At 36.2% G+C, this 15,710-nt stretch carries 16 protein-coding genes and 1 pseudogene; 5 read left to right on the forward strand and 12 right to left on the reverse strand.

All coding sequences use genetic code 11. The features are described 5' to 3' along the window. From BBROOKSOX_RS05180 to BBROOKSOX_RS05235, 12 genes and pseudogenes are all read right to left on the reverse strand, one after another. The coding region (locus tag BBROOKSOX_RS05180; protein WP_139660183.1) for a P-loop NTPase fold protein at positions 1–1,506 on the reverse strand (1,506 nt) is incomplete at its 3' end. Then, positions 1,496–1,627 (reverse strand): annotated as a pseudogene (locus BBROOKSOX_RS05185) (S-adenosylmethionine:tRNA ribosyltransferase-isomerase); the annotation flags it as partial. The pseudogene BBROOKSOX_RS05185 and the gene BBROOKSOX_RS05180, both read right to left, overlap by 11 nt. Next, positions 1,624–1,977: an HIT family protein gene (locus tag BBROOKSOX_RS05190; protein WP_139660196.1), complete on the reverse strand. Its 354-nt coding sequence runs from the start codon at positions 1,975–1,977 to the stop codon at positions 1,624–1,626. The pseudogene BBROOKSOX_RS05185 and the gene BBROOKSOX_RS05190, both read right to left, overlap by 4 nt. Next, the gene (gene recQ / locus BBROOKSOX_RS05195; RefSeq protein ID WP_139660184.1) at positions 1,970–4,168 is read right to left on the reverse strand and encodes a DNA helicase RecQ; all 2,199 of its coding nucleotides are present in this window, start codon (positions 4,166–4,168) and stop codon (positions 1,970–1,972) included. Before recQ ends, BBROOKSOX_RS05190 begins: the two co-directional genes overlap by 8 nt. A gap of 2 nt (positions 4,169–4,170) precedes the next feature. Then, positions 4,171–5,187, reverse strand: a complete 1,017-nt coding sequence (gene queA / locus BBROOKSOX_RS05200) for a tRNA preQ1(34) S-adenosylmethionine ribosyltransferase-isomerase QueA (RefSeq protein ID WP_139660185.1) — start codon at positions 5,185–5,187, stop codon at positions 4,171–4,173. Further along, positions 5,174–5,779, reverse strand: a complete 606-nt coding sequence (gene rsxG / locus BBROOKSOX_RS05205; RefSeq protein ID WP_139660186.1) for an electron transport complex subunit RsxG — start codon at positions 5,777–5,779, stop codon at positions 5,174–5,176. Before rsxG ends, queA begins: the two co-directional genes overlap by 14 nt. Further along, the gene (locus tag BBROOKSOX_RS05210; protein ID WP_139660187.1) at positions 5,776–6,723 is read right to left on the reverse strand and encodes an RnfABCDGE type electron transport complex subunit D; all 948 of its coding nucleotides are present in this window, start codon (positions 6,721–6,723) and stop codon (positions 5,776–5,778) included. Before BBROOKSOX_RS05210 ends, rsxG begins: the two co-directional genes overlap by 4 nt. Next, positions 6,720–8,219 carry an electron transport complex subunit RsxC gene (gene rsxC, locus BBROOKSOX_RS05215; protein ID WP_139660188.1) on the reverse strand — a complete coding sequence of 500 codons (1,500 nt, stop codon included), beginning with the start codon at positions 8,217–8,219 and terminating at the stop codon, positions 6,720–6,722. The genes BBROOKSOX_RS05210 and rsxC overlap by 4 nt, the downstream gene beginning before the upstream one ends. Further along, the gene (gene rsxB, locus BBROOKSOX_RS05220; RefSeq protein ID WP_139660189.1) at positions 8,212–8,754 is read right to left on the reverse strand and encodes an electron transport complex subunit RsxB; all 543 of its coding nucleotides are present in this window, start codon (positions 8,752–8,754) and stop codon (positions 8,212–8,214) included. Before rsxB ends, rsxC begins: the two co-directional genes overlap by 8 nt. A gap of 7 nt (positions 8,755–8,761) precedes the next feature. Then, complete coding sequence (gene rsxA, locus BBROOKSOX_RS05225; protein ID WP_010646363.1) at positions 8,762–9,337, reverse strand: electron transport complex subunit RsxA; 576 nt, start codon at positions 9,335–9,337, stop codon at positions 8,762–8,764. A gap of 10 nt (positions 9,338–9,347) precedes the next feature. Continuing rightward, entirely contained in the window at positions 9,348–10,040 is a 693-nt protein-coding gene (locus tag BBROOKSOX_RS05230; protein WP_257607772.1) for a TSUP family transporter, read from the reverse strand. 41 nt (positions 10,041–10,081) lie between these two features. Further along, positions 10,082–10,903, reverse strand: coding sequence for a phage integrase N-terminal SAM-like domain-containing protein (locus tag BBROOKSOX_RS05235; protein ID WP_257607771.1), 822 nt, complete (start codon positions 10,901–10,903; stop codon positions 10,082–10,084). Positions 10,904–11,067: 164 nt separating this feature from the next. Between BBROOKSOX_RS05235 and BBROOKSOX_RS05240 the strand changes: the two genes are divergently transcribed. From BBROOKSOX_RS05240 to BBROOKSOX_RS05260, 5 genes are all read left to right on the forward strand, one after another. Further along, positions 11,068–11,982, forward strand: coding sequence for a DUF2806 domain-containing protein (locus tag BBROOKSOX_RS05240; protein ID WP_139660191.1), 915 nt, complete (start codon positions 11,068–11,070; stop codon positions 11,980–11,982). A gap of 93 nt (positions 11,983–12,075) precedes the next feature. Beyond that, positions 12,076–12,627, forward strand: a complete 552-nt coding sequence (locus BBROOKSOX_RS05245; protein WP_139660192.1) for a hypothetical protein — start codon at positions 12,076–12,078, stop codon at positions 12,625–12,627. A 457-nt stretch (positions 12,628–13,084) separates the two neighbouring features. Next, the gene (locus BBROOKSOX_RS05250; protein ID WP_180323862.1) at positions 13,085–13,243 is read left to right on the forward strand and encodes a hypothetical protein; all 159 of its coding nucleotides are present in this window, start codon (positions 13,085–13,087) and stop codon (positions 13,241–13,243) included. A 200-nt stretch (positions 13,244–13,443) separates the two neighbouring features. After that, positions 13,444–14,214 (forward strand): carbonic anhydrase, encoded by a 771-nt coding sequence (locus BBROOKSOX_RS05255; RefSeq protein WP_139660193.1) that lies wholly within the window; start codon positions 13,444–13,446, stop codon positions 14,212–14,214. A 90-nt stretch (positions 14,215–14,304) separates the two neighbouring features. Then, on the forward strand, positions 14,305–14,850 hold the full coding sequence (locus tag BBROOKSOX_RS05260; RefSeq protein ID WP_139660194.1) for a DUF4823 domain-containing protein: 546 nt from the start codon (positions 14,305–14,307) through the stop codon (positions 14,848–14,850). The last annotated feature ends 860 nt before the right edge of the window (positions 14,851–15,710 follow it).

Raw genomic sequence — 15,710 nt, forward strand, 5'->3', positions numbered from 1 at the left:
TTTGAAGTACCTTGCATCGTTTAATATATACTGCTTTATCTCTTGTTTCTGAATTTGAGATAGAGCCTCATCACTCTTGCCATTTTCTATAACATCACGCATCAAACCTCTTATTTTCTCACTAGAGTTAATGGTATTTTGTTGATCTTTAACAGTGCATTGTTTGTCATACTCATCTAATTCTGGATCAAAATCTAAAAGTTCTTGTGGATTTATTATATCTTTCCTCCAACTAGGGTTATTCACAATATAATCCTTTAAACATTTAAGAGCAAAGTCATGATATTCTGCTTTATCTTTAGCATTTAGTGCTTTTAATTTCTTAATATAAAATATAAATGTTTCAGGGTTTAAATGTGATGCATCTTTATCAATAATAATATTTTGTTCTTTTAGAAAATTCCATAAATCTGATACAAACACCTTCTTCTTATACTGCATATCATATTGATGCTTTTCTAGAATACCTTTATGCCTAGAATATAAACTCTGATTATTGATTTTAGATCTAACAATCTTTTTAAAAGATTCTTCATCAGTAAGTGAGGTTTGGCAATATTCAAAAAGTTTAGTAACAATATCACTTTTCAAGAAATAGGCTTCATAGCTATAACCATAGGCTTCATAGCTATAACCATAGGCTTTACTAATTAAGGACAATAAATCTTCATATTTCTTATTTTTCTTTAATTTATCAGAGGCATCAGACCGTATCCTTTTATTTGCATATTCTGTAAGTTCAAGAAAAGAAGAGGTCTGTGCGTTAATGGCGGCAATTTCGATAATATTGCCCACTATCTCAGTTGTAACTTCTGGCACATCTTTAATATCAGACTCAATAAAAGAGAAATCATTTAATGCATTTATAATTCGACTAATAACCCTTATATTGTTTATCTTATGTCTTGTTAAATATTTTTGTAGTGGATATTCTTTAAAGGCGGTTAATTTATCTTGCAATATCTCTAACGATTCAAAGGGTCTTGGATCATAACTAAATTCATAATCAATCAACTTTTCTTTATATTTATCAAGTGTCTCCTTGTTATCCCTCAGTTCATCTTCATTTAAAATCATAACAACGCTACAATTTTTTTGTTCTTTTAGTTCGGATATAAGCCCTAGAACTTCTTTTAATTCCATTGACGATGATAGCCTTTCAAAATCATCAAAACATACAATAATATCCTTAAAATCCTGCTTATCAAGCAAAGTAATACCGATGCCAATATATGGGATTGTTATATCCTTAATGTGCTTTGCAGTAGTATGCCAAGCCTTTTTCTTTTTAGAAATAACTTGTAAAAATATATCTGTTCGAATACTTGAAATCGTTTCTTTACCAAATAAAGAAACATAAGCCACTTTTTTATCTGTTAGTTGCTCCTTAAATTGATGCCAGAAATAGGTTTTCCCCACGCCCCATTTGCCATTAATTGAAACAACAACAGACTCATCTTTGGTAAGAATATTATTTAGCTTCTTTTTTAAATCTTTAACACTCATTATATTTTTTTGTTTGTTTGTTTAATAACATCGCATCACCATAGGAGAGAAATCGATATTTTTGTTCAATGGCATGTTGATAAATTTCCATCATTCGCTCTCGTTTGATAAAGACACTCACAGTTTATTTTGTAATTGGGTAAAAAATACTTCAAAACTGGGTAAATCCAACTGCGCCTCTCTTTGTTTTTGCCCCCACATTGGCTCTGGGAAATAACTGTCTGTTTCAAAACGCGCCATAATGTGCCAGTGGACTTGGGGCAATAAGTTTCCAAAAGAGGCGATATTAATCTTATCTGCATTGAAATAACTTAACATTAACTTTTCAGTGATGTCAAGTATTCTAAAAATCTCAGCTTTTTCTGCTGTTGTACATTGGCTAAATTCTTTAACTTTTCGCTTAGTAAAAACTTTCACCCATGGAATTTCACTGGGTTCAATTGCCACTGTTACTAATGTATTTTCATACATCATCTTGCTCCTCATTTATATCAGTTTTTCCATATTCCAACTGTTTGTATATCGCCAAATAACTTTGAATACTTTCAACCGAACCTATTGAGTCAATGCCTTGTTTTACCCAATCATCAAGTGCTGGATTTTGTGGCACTTGGGAAAAAAGTGTGCGTCTTTGCACATCGCTAATTAAATTTTCTTCTACCAATTTATTGATATGCCCTAAAACGGTAGAAGTGGCAAAATCACGGTTTTTCATTATCTCTTCTACTGATGATCCTTGCTGAATTAATGCCAGCGTTAAATGATAAGTTTTATGTAAGGGTGTGTCAGGCTGTTTAGGTTGTGAAGCCTCATATTTTAACTCTACTTGCGCCGCTTCTTTGTGTTCTGGCTCTTGAAAATCGTTAGTGCGAAGCGTGTTAATTAGCGCCAAAAATTGTTCGCCATATTTTTTATATTTGACTGCACCAACCCCATTAATTTGCAAGAACTTTGCTTCATTGTCAGGCAAGAAATAGGCTATTTCTTGTAAAGTTTTATTATCAAAAATAATATAAGCAGGCATGTTGGTTTCTCTTGCAATTTCTGACCTGAGCGTACGCAAAGATTCAAAGATTGCTTCATCAACATCATACTTAGGTGGTGCAGATTTTTTGACGACGCTTGGTTTGCTTAATTTAAAATGCGTGGCACGCATATCCACTGATGCTGCGGATTGTAAAATGGGTTTTGCTTTGTCGGTTAGCTTCAAACTGCCATACTCACCAGCAACTTGGATTATTTCTAATTCCAACAATCGGTCGCCAACTATTTTCCATTGTGGCTTGCTACAGTCTTTACCAATACCGTAAACAGTCAACTCATCGTGTTTATTGTTCAAAATTCTTTGAACTTTTGAACCTCTTAAAACATCAATAATGTAGTTTTGTCCGAATAACTGCTCGGTACGATAAATGGTGGATAAAAATTTCTGCGCTAACTCAGTAATATCTTGCCGCTCAGTATCAGGTTCGGTGCAATTATCACAAAGCGTGGCACAAGGGGATATTTCATCGTCAAAATAACGACTCAGTGCCTGATGACGACAGCCCTCGGAAAAAGCATATTGCTTAACGATATTAAGTTTTTTGAAAGCCAGTTTTTTATAATCTTCATTTTCTATTTCTTCAATAAAACGCGCTTGTTGTCCAATATCAGCAGTGGAATACAACAGTAACACATCACTGGGCAATCCATCACGCCCCGCTCTGCCAATTTCTTGATAATACGCCTCAACAGTTTTGGGTATGGAGGTATGCACCACAAAACGAATATCACTTTTATCAATACCCATGCCAAAGGCAATAGTAGCCACCATAATATCGGTTTTTTCGTGGATAAAATCAGAAAAAATATCTTTGCGTTTTTGGGTATCCAGTCCAGCATGGTAGGCTTGAGCGCTGAGACCCTTCTCTTGTAAAAACTTAGCTAGGCTTTCAGTTTTAGCACGGGATTGAGCGTAAATAATACCTTGTTCATTCAGATGTTTTTCTAAGAAATCTAATATCTGTTGATTGCCATTCCCTTGTCTGGCAACAGCACTGATATACAAATTATCACGAAAAACTGTGCCCCGAATAATACTGTCTTTTTGTTTGAAATTCAGTTGTACAACAATATCTTTTTCTACTTGATGGGTTGCTGTTGCCGTAAAAGCAGCAACAGTAATATCAGGAAAATTCGTTTTTAATAAGCCTAACTCACGATAATCCGCTCTGAATTCATGCCCCCATTCACTCACACAATGTGCTTCATCGACTGCAAAAAATGCAATTTTTATAGACTTTAAAAATGATAAAAAATAGGCATTTTGTAAGCGTTCTGGTGCGACAAATAAAACTTTAATGTCTTGATTTTTAAGCGCTGCTTCAGTGGCTCGAATTTCTTCCATAGTCTGCATAGAAGACAACATTGCTGCTTTCACGCCTTTATTTTCCAAGCCTAATATTTGGTCTTGCATTAACGCCAATAAAGGCGATATCACCACCAAAACCCCCTCCATTAATAATGCAGGTAATTGGTAACATAAAGATTTTCCACCGCCTGTTGGCAAAATTAATAAAACATCTTCACCGGCTAAAATTTTATCAACTGCTTGCTCTTGTAATGGACGAAAAGAATCAAAACCAAAAACCTCTTGCAATGTTTGTTGTTTATTTGCCATTGCTATTTTTTACCAGTCAGTAACATCGCATCACCATAGGAGAAAAATCGATATTTTTGTGTAATGGCATGTTGATAAATTTCCATCATTCGCTCTCGTCCGATAAAAGCACTCACTAACATCAGCAAGGATGACTTAGGTAAATGAAAGTTAGTCACCATCATATCAACAACTTTGAATTCATAGCCTGGATAAATAAAAATATCCGTTTCTTCTCGTGTGGCTTTAAGTATGCCAGATTTTGCAGCTGATTCTAAAGAACGAACGGCTGTTGTGCCGATGGCAATAATGCGTCCGCCGTTGGCTTTGGTTTGGTTGATTTTATCAACACTATCTTGAGAAATCTCATAATACTCACTGTGCATAGTATGGTCTTTGATATTGTCAGTTTTCACCGGTTGGAAAGTACCTGCGCCTACATGCAAAGTAACGAACGCCGAATCAATGCCTTGGTCTTTTAAAGAATTAAGCAAAGCATCATCAAAATGCAATCCTGCCGTAGGTGCGGCAACTGCGCCGTCGTGTTTGGCATATACGGTTTGATAACGACTCAAATCCTGTTCATCATCTGTGCGTTCAATGTAGGGTGGTAAGGGGATATGCCCAATATTGTCTAACAATGCAAGCAGTGAATCGGTGGCAAATTCAAGCGTATAAAAACCATCTTGTTTATTGAGAACACTCGCTTTTTCGCTGTTTTCAAGTGTAATTTTACTGCCTATTTGTGGCGCTCTAGAGGCACGAATCATTGCCAACACCTGTTTGTCATTTAGCAAACGCTCAATCATTATTTCAACCTTTCCACCGCTGTCTTTATGTCCAAATAATCGTGCTGGGATGACTTTGGTATTGTTCATCACCAACAAATCACCCGATTGTATAAAATCACCTATTTGATGAAATTGTGCATCTATAAGATTGGATTGAGCGATTAAAAGCCGTGAATCTGTCCTGTTTTTTGACGGATGTTGTGCAATCAGTGACTTAGGCAAGTCAAAGTCAAAATCACTGAGTTGCATCTTTAAAGTCTTTGGTATTAAATAACACCAGCACTTGGTAAGTAGCATTCACAACAGCACGAGGGGTAATAGTAGCACCGGTAAAGGCATCAAATGTACCGCCATCACGCTTAACCCCCCATTGCTTTTTAGTCAAATTAGACAAAGATAATCCTCGAAATTGCTTAATCCAATTTGATTTTTTAGTTTCGATTTTATCGCCCAATCCTGGCGTTTCTTTATGCGTAATAACGCGCACACCCAAAAGTTTTTTGTCACTGCCAATACCTGTCAATAAACGGATATTACCGTTATAACTCTTTGGATAAGTGTGTTCAATCAAGTAAGCAAAAATGCGATTATTCTTTTTAGCAGGGTAAATGCTAAGCGTTTGTTTAATACCGTGTAAATTGACTTCTTTTAAAATTTTATCTTGCAAAATATTATTGTCATAACCCTGAACCAATTCTCCAAGGCGCTTAAGCAATAATTGCTCTTCATTATATTTGATCTGCTCCTGGGTAGAATCTTGCACAAGGGAAACAAAAAATACGCTAGCTAAACTAAAGACTAGCAGTAAAAATCCTGCCTTGAATATAGGCTTGCTATTCATTTGCCAAACACCTTAGGCTGCGTGTAATAATCAATCAATGGCACAACAATATTCATCAATAAAACAGCAAACGCAACCCCATCTGGATAACCACCGAAAGTACGGATAATGACAATCAATACACCAATCAAGAAGCCATAAATTAATCGTCCTTTCGGGGTGGTGCTAGCTGAAACTGGATCAGTAGCAATGAAGAATGCGCCCAACATTGTTGCACCGAGCATTAAGTGATTTTGTACAGGTAGGTATTCACCATCACCTAATGACACTAAAAATGCAGTTACTATAATGCCTGACAAAAAAGCAGCTGGAATGTGCCAAAAAATAACACGCCTAGCAAGTAAATATAACCCACCCAACAAGAAACCTGCGTTGATCCATGCCTGAGCGCTTGAATGTAGGTTCAATTCACTCATCATCTTACCTAAACTCAATTGAATTTTTACATCATCTAATCGCGTTGCACCGCTCAGTGCGTCCACCATATTGGAATTAAGATTAAAAATCACATCGAATGCTTGACTGAAATTAACAAACTCACTGGCCCAAGTTGTCATCGGTAAAGGGTAAGAAATCAGCAAGAAAGCATAGCCCAACATTGCCGGATTAAAAGGATTGTTACCCAAACCACCATACAGTTGCTTGCCAAAAATAATGGCAAAACTCACGCCCACAACAACAATCCACCAAGGTGCAATACTGGGAATAGAAATCGCCAATAAGATAGCTGTTAAAATAGCAGATCCATCGGCAATTGCAGGCTTAATAGGGTGTTTTCTGATTTTTAAAAATGTTGCTTCTACTGCAATTGCCACTACCACTGCCAAGAATATTTGCACGATAATGCCCCAGCCAAAAAAAGCATACGCCGCACTAATGCCCAGTACAAGTGCATAAATAACTTGGCGCATCATCTGCGAGGTTGAGCTAAATACTGCTGTCATTTTTTTAGAGCTCCTTTATTTTTCACTCTTGCTACTGCTTGCGCTATTTTGTCTTTTTGGGTTTTATCTTCTGCCATTTTCTTTTTCAATTCTTCTTTTTTTCTTGCCATCATCTCAGAACGCTCTGCCTTATTACGCTCAACTCTAAACTCTTTAAATTCAAATCGCTCTCTAGCAACATCTGCCTTTTGTTGCTCTTTGGTTTGCTTGCAATGCAATGCTTTAGCAAATGAGAAATACTGCGCTAATGGAATGTGGCTAGGACAAACTATATCACAACAACGACATTCAATACAATCTCTTAAATTATAATCCATTGCCCTGTCCATATTCTCACTCTTAGCATACCAAAACAACTGTTGTGGCAATAAGCCGACTGGACAAACTTCATTACATTGCCCGCAACGAATACAAGACTGCACACTGGGTTTTAGTGTGGCGTTATTAACAAAAATACAGTTAGTGATCTTGCCAATTGAATGTTCTATATTTGGCACATCGACACCCATCATCATACCGCCCATTCTAATCTGGTGTACTTTGTTGTTTGGCTTGGATTGTGCCACAACTGATGCAAATGATGTGCCTAGTCTTGCCTCGTAATTTCTTGGCTCTTTCACAGCAGAGCCGGTGACTGTCACAATGCGTGAAATTAAAGGTTTATTATCAATAACTGCATCGTAAATCGCTTTAACTGTGCCAACATTTTGACATAACACCCCATAGTCCGAAGCAAACTCTCCTGAGGGTATTTCAATATCAAGCAAGGTCTTAATTAATATTTTTTCCGCACCAGAAGTGTATTTGGTTGGAATCTGAACAATCTCAATATGCGCATTAAAGTTGTACATCAAAAGCGAGTTAAAAGCTTCTTGCTTATCATCCTCAATTGCGATGATGGCTTTTTTTGCACCACACCCATGCATCAAAACTTCCACGCCACGAATGATTTCACGGGGATAGTGTTGCATCAAAGCATCATCACACATAATGCCTGGCTCACACTCGGTAGCATTCACAATCAAGGTTTGTGCACCTTGTGCATTGGATATTTTTGCATGGGTTGGGAATCCTGCACCGCCCATACCAACAATACCTGCTTCACGAATTCTTTGAATAACTTTGCTAGGTGCACACCTTAAAAAATCTTGGTCACATTTTTCAATCTCAATCCATTTATCCTTGCCATCAGAATCAATGACAATACACACTCCATCAATACCTGATGGATGTGGAATTGGGCGTTTTTCAATAGCTAGGACCACACCTGAGATAGAAGCATGCGTATAGCTTGGGTATTTACCAGATGTTTTTGCAATGACTTGCCCTGTTAATACCTTGTCACCTACTTTCACACAAGGTTTTTGTTCACCACCAGCTCTTTGTTGCAAAAACAACGCTGCTTGCTCTGGTGGGGCAACTTGCTTAACTTCTGGTTTTTTTATTGGGTATGGATTAGGAATATGCACCCCACCTTTAAAGGCATAACTAGCCACGACTTATCTCCTTTAAATCTGGAACATAGTTGCCCAAAGTTGTTTCCAAATCCTTGATATGAATACAGTCCACAGGACACACTGGAATACACAAATCACACCCTGTACACTCATCTTCAATGACCGTTGTCATTACCTTAGACGCACCAACAAAAGCGTCCACTGGGCAGGCTTGAATACACAAAGTACAACCAATACAAACCTGCTCATCAACATAAACCACATGCTCGGTTGTATTCTCTCCGAATTCCTCATTTAGTAGCAATGTTTCTACATCCAGCAGTTCTGCTAAAGCATCCACACCCTCTTGTCCGCCAGGTGGGCATTGATTGATTTGTGCCTCCCCCTTGGCAATTGCTTCGGCATAAGGACGACACCCTGCAAAATCACACTGTCCACATTGTGTTTGTGGCAAAAGCGCATCAATTTGGTCAACCAAGGGATTGCCATCAATTTTAAATTTAATCGCCGCATAACCCAAGACCAAACCTAAGATTAGCGATAACACAGAAAAAATGATAATAGCATCAAACATAGCGACCTTAGGCTAATCCAATAAAACCCATAAACGCCATTGACATTAACCCTGCGGTAATAAGCGCAATTGGCACACCTTGAAAAACGAAAGGCACATCTGCCCCCTCAAGTCGCTCACGAATACTTGAGAACAACACCAACACAAAAGAAAAGCCAATTGCCGCACCAAAACCATACACGGCTGATGCTAAAAATCCATTGTCTTGATTAACATTCAACAAAGCAACGCCCAACACCGCACAATTTGTTGTAATTAATGGTAAAAACACGCCCAAAGACTGATGTAGAACAGGGGAGGTTTTATTCACCACCAACTCTGTAAAACCCACCACGCCAGCAATGGTCACAATAAAGGCAATGGTACGCAGATACTCCATCTCAAACGGAACCAAAATATAAGTATTAATCAAATAACTACTCACACTCGCCAAAGTCAGTACAAAAGTCGTCGCAAAGCCCATGCCAATTGCCGTCTCTACCTTTTTGGATACACCCATAAATGGACACAAACCCAAAAACTTTACCAAAACAAAATTGTTGACCAAAATGGTACTAATAAGAATTAGAATATATTCATTCATAGGATTGATTTTAACTTAAAAACAACTTCAAAAGCCCAAACGAACTAATCAACAATAACGCCGAACCAATCCACTTTTTAAACTGCTGGTCATTGGCAATAATTTTATCGTGTAATTTAAGTCCAATTACATGCCCAATCGCCGCCACAGGTATTAACAATACAGATAATTGCCAATCAATCCTCACATCCATTGCTACAAAAGTCAACATCTTAATACTCACCAGAATAAACCACAATACAAACAAAGTATTACGCAGATATTGCCTCGCCACATGACGCATAAACACTGCCACTATGAGTGGTGCACCTGTCAGCGAGGTGCCTGCTACATAGCCACCAAAAATCAATAATAATTTATCCACCCAAGGTCGATGTGAGGTGATTTTTTGATTAAAAATCCAAACAATACTGTAAAAAATTGTAATCGAATAGACAAATACAATCATCACCCTATCAGGCAATGCAATCAAGCCAAACACGCCAACCAAAGTCGGCGGAATAATCCACACCAATGCAGACTTTAAATACGCCCAATCCACCTCCCTAATTGATTTTAACAAACTCAGCGATGAAAAAAACAACAAATGCAGCCCAATCACTGGCAACCAATAAACCGGCGATGTGCCTACCAATAGCATCAGTGGCAAACCCAATGCCGCACCGCCAAACCCAAGACCCGTGCGCACAAACCCCGCCCACATAAAAATCAAGCTGACTAAAAATAATTCTGTACTGGAAAAAATCACAGCCTACCTAATGACGACACCACATCCTGCCCACCTTGTTTAAGCACATGCCTATAAATCATAGCAGTGTAAATCCGCATATCCAAGTAATGCCCGAATAGTATGAATATCTGTATCTGTTTGCAACAAGTGCGTAGCAAATGAATGACGAATTGATCCACATGGTGACGCCTTTTAATATTAGTACGTGGGTCAGTAGCAATACGCCTACTAGGAAATACATATTGCCAATTAAATGTTTTATCGGCATTAGGATGTTTTTTATTAAGTGCATAAAGTAAATACACACTACCAAAGCCATCTTTTAAATCTTTGTTGTGAATAATTTTTATTTTTTCTAAGTGAGCCTGTAACATAACAATAAGATTATTTGCCAACGGTGTTACTCTATCTTTTTTGCCCTTGCCATCTCGCACCGTGATTTGTTTAAATTCAAAATCAATATCTTGCACCCGAAGGTGCACCGCTTCTGTTTTACTTAACACCACAAGGATACGAGGCTCTTTGCGTGAACGCGCCGCATTAACACCTTCCAGCGGTTGCTTTAAAACCTTAGTGTATAAAAACACCAAAGCATTTAGAGCCTGATTCTGAGTGCTGGGTGCTACTTTTTTTTGGAGCGCTAAATAAGTTAGATACTTTTCAACTTTCTTTTCAGTATTTTTAAATAATGCAGATTTTTTTTGAACCTTTGAAAATTTAACAAATCGCCTTACCCAATCACAACAAGCATCCTTAGCCCCATAAGCATAGCCTTGCCTACGCAACAAGGCTCGCATTTCTTCTAATAATGGCTTGCCTTTTGCTATAATGCTCATAAATTTTAAAAACTCAAATCAGTTATTGACAGGTTTTTATTATAATACCCAATATTAGGTTATTGGCATTTTTTGGTAAAAACTGGATGAATATGCCCGATTTTGTTTTTGATACAGTGTATCAAGGTAATAATGTCTTATACTAATAATTAGGCTAAACAATAATGTCAGATGATAAATCAACTTCACTCGTAAATCTTGGAGAGCTATCCAAACCAGCTAACACCTTGATAAAAAAGGTATCTTCGGCAGTTAGCGGTGTTTTTAAACCATGGCAGATAAAACGTGTTGCCGAAGCCAAAGCTGAGGCTAGTTTAATAAAAGCCAATACAGAGATTGAAATCGAAGGTTTACGTCTCCGCGCAATGAATCGATTCATCGAAGAAGAGGCAAATAAACAAGAAAACATGGAAGAAATTACTAAAAAATCTATTTCTCATTTAAGCGAGAAATCAGATCCAGATAAAATGGACGACGATTGGGTAACTAATTTTTTCGATAAATCCAGAATTATTTCTGACAATGAAATGCAAAATCTTTGGGCGCAAGTATTGGCAGGTGAGGCAAATTCACCAGGCACGTACTCTAAACGGACAGTGAATTTCCTTAGTAGTTTAGATAAAAAGGATGCTGAGCTATTTCAAACATTATGTAGATATTGTTGGTTTGTTGGTAATTTAACACCCTTACCCTTAGTTTTTAATGTAGAAAACGAGATATATAATAAAAACGGAATTAATTTTAAGTCCCTTATTCATTTAAAGAACATTGGGTTAATTAATTTTGATATTGATATTGAGTTAATTAATGTTGATGCGGCTGGCTTTAATATACGACACTTCCAAAAGTTTGATATTGGGTTAATTAATAAGAATGCTGTATCATATTATGGTCAACCACTAGCTTTAACGATGAAAAATGAAACAAACGATACATTAGATATCGGTCAAGTGTCATTTACTCAAATAGGAATTGAGCTAGTTAAAATTAGCCAATCACCGAGAGTTCCCGGCTTTTATGAATATGTTAAAGAGCAGTGGAAAGTACATATTCAAGATGATAAAAAGCCTAACAATTAGCTCAACCCGGCCATTTATACGCCGTTTCGCTTCGCTACACTCTGTATAAATGGTCGGTAGCAAGGCGTTAAGCATCAAAACAAGGAGAGTCAAATGCAAGAAAATATGAATCCAAACGAGTCAGCAACAAGTTCCATTGAAACTGATGCTGTAAAAAATTCTGAGGTATACTTTTTCACAACATCAACTCTTAAGCTGGTTCTAATGTCAATATGCACATTCGGTATGTATGAGTTGTATTGGTTTTATAAAAACTGGATGCTGATTAAGAAACGAACTAAACAAAATATCATACCATTCTGGAGGGCGTTTTTCGCACCACTTTGGGCGTATAGTTGTTTCAAGCATATTAAAACCGTTGCTGGTGAAAGAAATATAGAAAAATCATTATCAATAGGCTTTCTTGCATTCGTTTATTTTATTCTACAAGCATTGTGGAGGCTGCCAGACCCATTCTGGCTTATTTCATTTTCCAGCGTTGTGCTCCTGATTCCAGTTAATAATGTCGCACTAGAAGTTAATAAGAATTTGGATTCTGAATTTAAAAACAATGAAAATTTCACAGGTTGGAATTGGGTGGGTTTGGTGATGGGTGGTTTATTAGTGCTGCCGAGTATAATGAGCATGTTTTTACTAGAAGTATAAAACGCCTAACAAAAACATGCTCTCGGACAAAATAATCATAAATCAAACGATGGTTTATACTTTTTTGAAAATATGGATTCTTAAGCAAGTGAACTCAAAAAATATTCTGATAAGAACATTTTAAAAGAATTATCAAATTTTGCAACAAGTAATGAGATAGCAATCCTAATCAAAAACTGCCCTGTTGTAACTTTAAAAAATGTTATCCAGTTTATGAGTGATGATGAAATTAATGTCGCTTTATCTAAACAATTTAATATCAAACATGCAGATTCTTTTGAGCATAGCAATCCTTGCATAAAAAACGCCCTATTGTTTACCAAGTGCAAAGGTAAATATTATTTCAGATATGATTTTCACAATATTAAAGAGGTAGTTAGTTAGGATTGACAGATTTTTAATACAGCACATCAAGGCAATAATATCCTATACTAATGATTGAGACCTTTGCATAAATATGAATAATCATCAAAATGCCATTTTTCGCCAACTTGACAACTTTATAAAACACAGCCATAGCTTTGCTATGACTATATTTCATAAAATCACCCATTCGGCAAAACTTGTCATTTTGCTAATCATCCCTACTGATGCAAAAGTCTCAATTAGGTGTTAAAAATATAAATACATATACGAAAAGTATTTGTAAAATGCCTTCCATAAATATATGTATTTATTGCACTTAAGTAATAATTATTAAGGAAAAACTAATAAAAACAACACAATCTAGTATAAAATTTGACAATGTTTTTCGTGCAGCAACCAGCATTAATGACACTAAACAAACTATTAAATTACAAACAAGGATACAACATTATGAATAAAATTATTACATTATCAATTGCTACGATATTTTTAGCTACAAGTTATGCCAGTCACTCACAAAATATAGAACATCAAAGCCCTCACCACAAAATACATTGGGGGTACAAAGGAGTGACAGGTCCAAGTCATTGGGGAAATATAGATGAAAAATTTTCCCTGTGTAGCAAAGGTAAAATGCAAACACCCATTAATATTGTTGCTACAAATGACATAAATCTAACGCCATTGAATATTAATTATACAACATCATCAAAAAATGTCATTAATAATGGTCATACAGTTCAAGTAAATATTCAAAGTGGAAGCACCTTAACAATTGAGGGTGAAACATATGAACTAAAACAGTTTCATTTTCATACACCAAGTGAAAATAATATAAATGGCACCTCATACCCTCTTGAAGCTCATTTTGTTCATGCTACAAAAGATGGGAAATTAGCAGTTGTTGCTGTGATGTTTAAGGACGGCGGAGCCAATCCAATTTTAGAGAAAATTTGGCATAAATTCCCACTTAAAGAAAACAAAGCGGTATCTATTGATTTAAGTAGTGCTGATATTAAATCTATGATGCCGTCAAATAAAGATTATTATAAATTTATGGGTTCACTAACTACCCCGCCCTGTAGTGAAAATGTAAAATGGAATGTATATAAAACTGAAATGACAATATCCAAAAAACAGGTAAAAGAATTTTATAATATTTTTGGTCATACAAACAATAGAGCATTACAAAATACGAATAATAGAACTATTACAGAATAGATACAGAGCGAATAATTTACCTTGACGATTAAACTATCGTTTTGTTTAATCGTGTAAAGTATAGAGCTAAACTTAATAAGGAGGTATAAAATGCATTTAGAGAAGAAGAGTAAAGTAATGAGATATTTTGTAATTTTAGGAATTGTAGTATTTCTTGGTGGGTGTACTACTGATAGCTATCAACTGTTAAGAACTAAAAATGTATCTATTAAATTGGAGTCATCAAAGAGCGTTTATATTTCTATACCTCGTGATGGAAGATATGGGCAAATAAATTATCAGGGGTCTGGTGCAAATGCCTCGCAGATCATACTAATGGCATTTTCGAAAAATAGTAATTCTGCTGAAACAGGTCGTCAATATCAGTCTTTTGATAACGCATTGACCCACGCTAAGGAAAACAATTACGGTTATCTAGTATTTCCAACAATCCTTGAATGGGAGGATAGAGCTACTGAATGGTCAGGAATCCCAGACAAAGCATCAATAAAAATTGCAATTATTAATACAGAATCAGGCAAAACCATGGATTCTGTAATCATTAAGGGGAAAAGTGGACTTGCAACATTTGGCGGCGACCATCCGCAAGATTTATTAGCAAAACCTGTTTCAGCATATATTAATGGATTATATTAGTTGGAAATAGTTGCATCACTATCGCCCTTTCAAAGAAGTTTTTAAAGGTAATGTAAAAAGATACATTAATTATGCTACAACGCCAAAATGGCAAAAATCATTACACTCAGTCACCCCATCACATTGTCCAAAGAGGCAATAGATGATAAGATGTATTTTTTAATCAAAATGATTATCAGCAATACCTTGAACTATTAAAACAGTATTGCAATAAAGAAAACATACAAATTTTAGCGTATTACCTGATGGACAGTCATTCTCCGCCCCTAACGAACAATCAAACCCAAGCAAAAACTATTGCGTGCGTGCTCATTTATCAGAGCATGATAATCTTGACATTGTTAAAGTAAATAGTCGCCCCTTAAAAACCATATCCAAACAAACCAAAAAACACCCCTCTACCCACAACCAAAATCAACAAAATTGCTTTATTTGCCTAACAACAAAAAAACCTCGGGTATTTTACAAAAAATAAACCCACTTTTTTCCAAAACAAAAAAATAGCAACGGCAACCATCCATTTTCTCAAATTCCAAGCACGAGCAGCCATCAATACATTAATCTCATCGCCTATTTGCCCTTATGCATTCCCAAGCTGGAGCTTGGGAACGAGACTACCTTTTCTACTCATACTTTATGTGCTATTGTTGATTTTAAATAATTTAAGATATTCGTAAGCCCTGTAGGTTGAACCTTAATCAGAATGTAGTAATACTTACAGCATCCTTTTTTTACCTTGACCTTCTAAAGTAAGTTATACCAAATTCAAAAAACAACAATACTATAAATAGTGTATAATAATCATTTTTTTCACCAACAAAACAATGCCAAAAAGAATCCAACTACCTGATGATTTTTAT

The sequence above is a fragment of the bacterium endosymbiont of Bathymodiolus sp. 5 South genome, from assembly GCF_900128535.1.
Classification (GTDB): domain Bacteria; phylum Pseudomonadota; class Gammaproteobacteria; order PS1; family Pseudothioglobaceae; genus Thiodubiliella.

Bases quoted from the DNA above. Each gene is read 5' to 3' on its own strand.
- BBROOKSOX_RS05245 (WP_139660192.1), top strand. From the start codon at position 12,076: ATGCAAGAAAATATGAATCCAAACGAGTCAGCAACAAGTTCCATTGAA.
- BBROOKSOX_RS05190 (WP_139660196.1), bottom strand. From the start codon at position 1,977: ATGTATGAAAATACATTAGTAACAGTGGCAATTGAACCCAGTGAAATT.
- recQ (WP_139660184.1), bottom strand. From the start codon at position 4,168: ATGGCAAATAAACAACAAACATTGCAAGAGGTTTTTGGTTTTGATTCT.
- BBROOKSOX_RS05235 (WP_257607771.1), bottom strand. From the start codon at position 10,903: ATGAGCATTATAGCAAAAGGCAAGCCATTATTAGAAGAAATGCGAGCC.
- queA (WP_139660185.1), bottom strand. From the start codon at position 5,187: ATGCAACTCAGTGATTTTGACTTTGACTTGCCTAAGTCACTGATTGCA.
- rsxA (WP_010646363.1), bottom strand. From the start codon at position 9,337: ATGAATGAATATATTCTAATTCTTATTAGTACCATTTTGGTCAACAAT.
- BBROOKSOX_RS05260 (WP_139660194.1), top strand. From the start codon at position 14,305: ATGCATTTAGAGAAGAAGAGTAAAGTAATGAGATATTTTGTAATTTTA.
- BBROOKSOX_RS05250 (WP_180323862.1), top strand. From the start codon at position 13,085: ATGAATAATCATCAAAATGCCATTTTTCGCCAACTTGACAACTTTATA.
- rsxG (WP_139660186.1), bottom strand. From the start codon at position 5,779: ATGAATAGCAAGCCTATATTCAAGGCAGGATTTTTACTGCTAGTCTTT.
- BBROOKSOX_RS05210 (WP_139660187.1), bottom strand. From the start codon at position 6,723: ATGACAGCAGTATTTAGCTCAACCTCGCAGATGATGCGCCAAGTTATT.
- BBROOKSOX_RS05230 (WP_257607772.1), bottom strand. From the start codon at position 10,040: ATGTGGGCGGGGTTTGTGCGCACGGGTCTTGGGTTTGGCGGTGCGGCA.
- rsxB (WP_139660189.1), bottom strand. From the start codon at position 8,754: ATGTTTGATGCTATTATCATTTTTTCTGTGTTATCGCTAATCTTAGGT.
- BBROOKSOX_RS05255 (WP_139660193.1), top strand. From the start codon at position 13,444: ATGAATAAAATTATTACATTATCAATTGCTACGATATTTTTAGCTACA.
- BBROOKSOX_RS05240 (WP_139660191.1), top strand. From the start codon at position 11,068: ATGTCAGATGATAAATCAACTTCACTCGTAAATCTTGGAGAGCTATCC.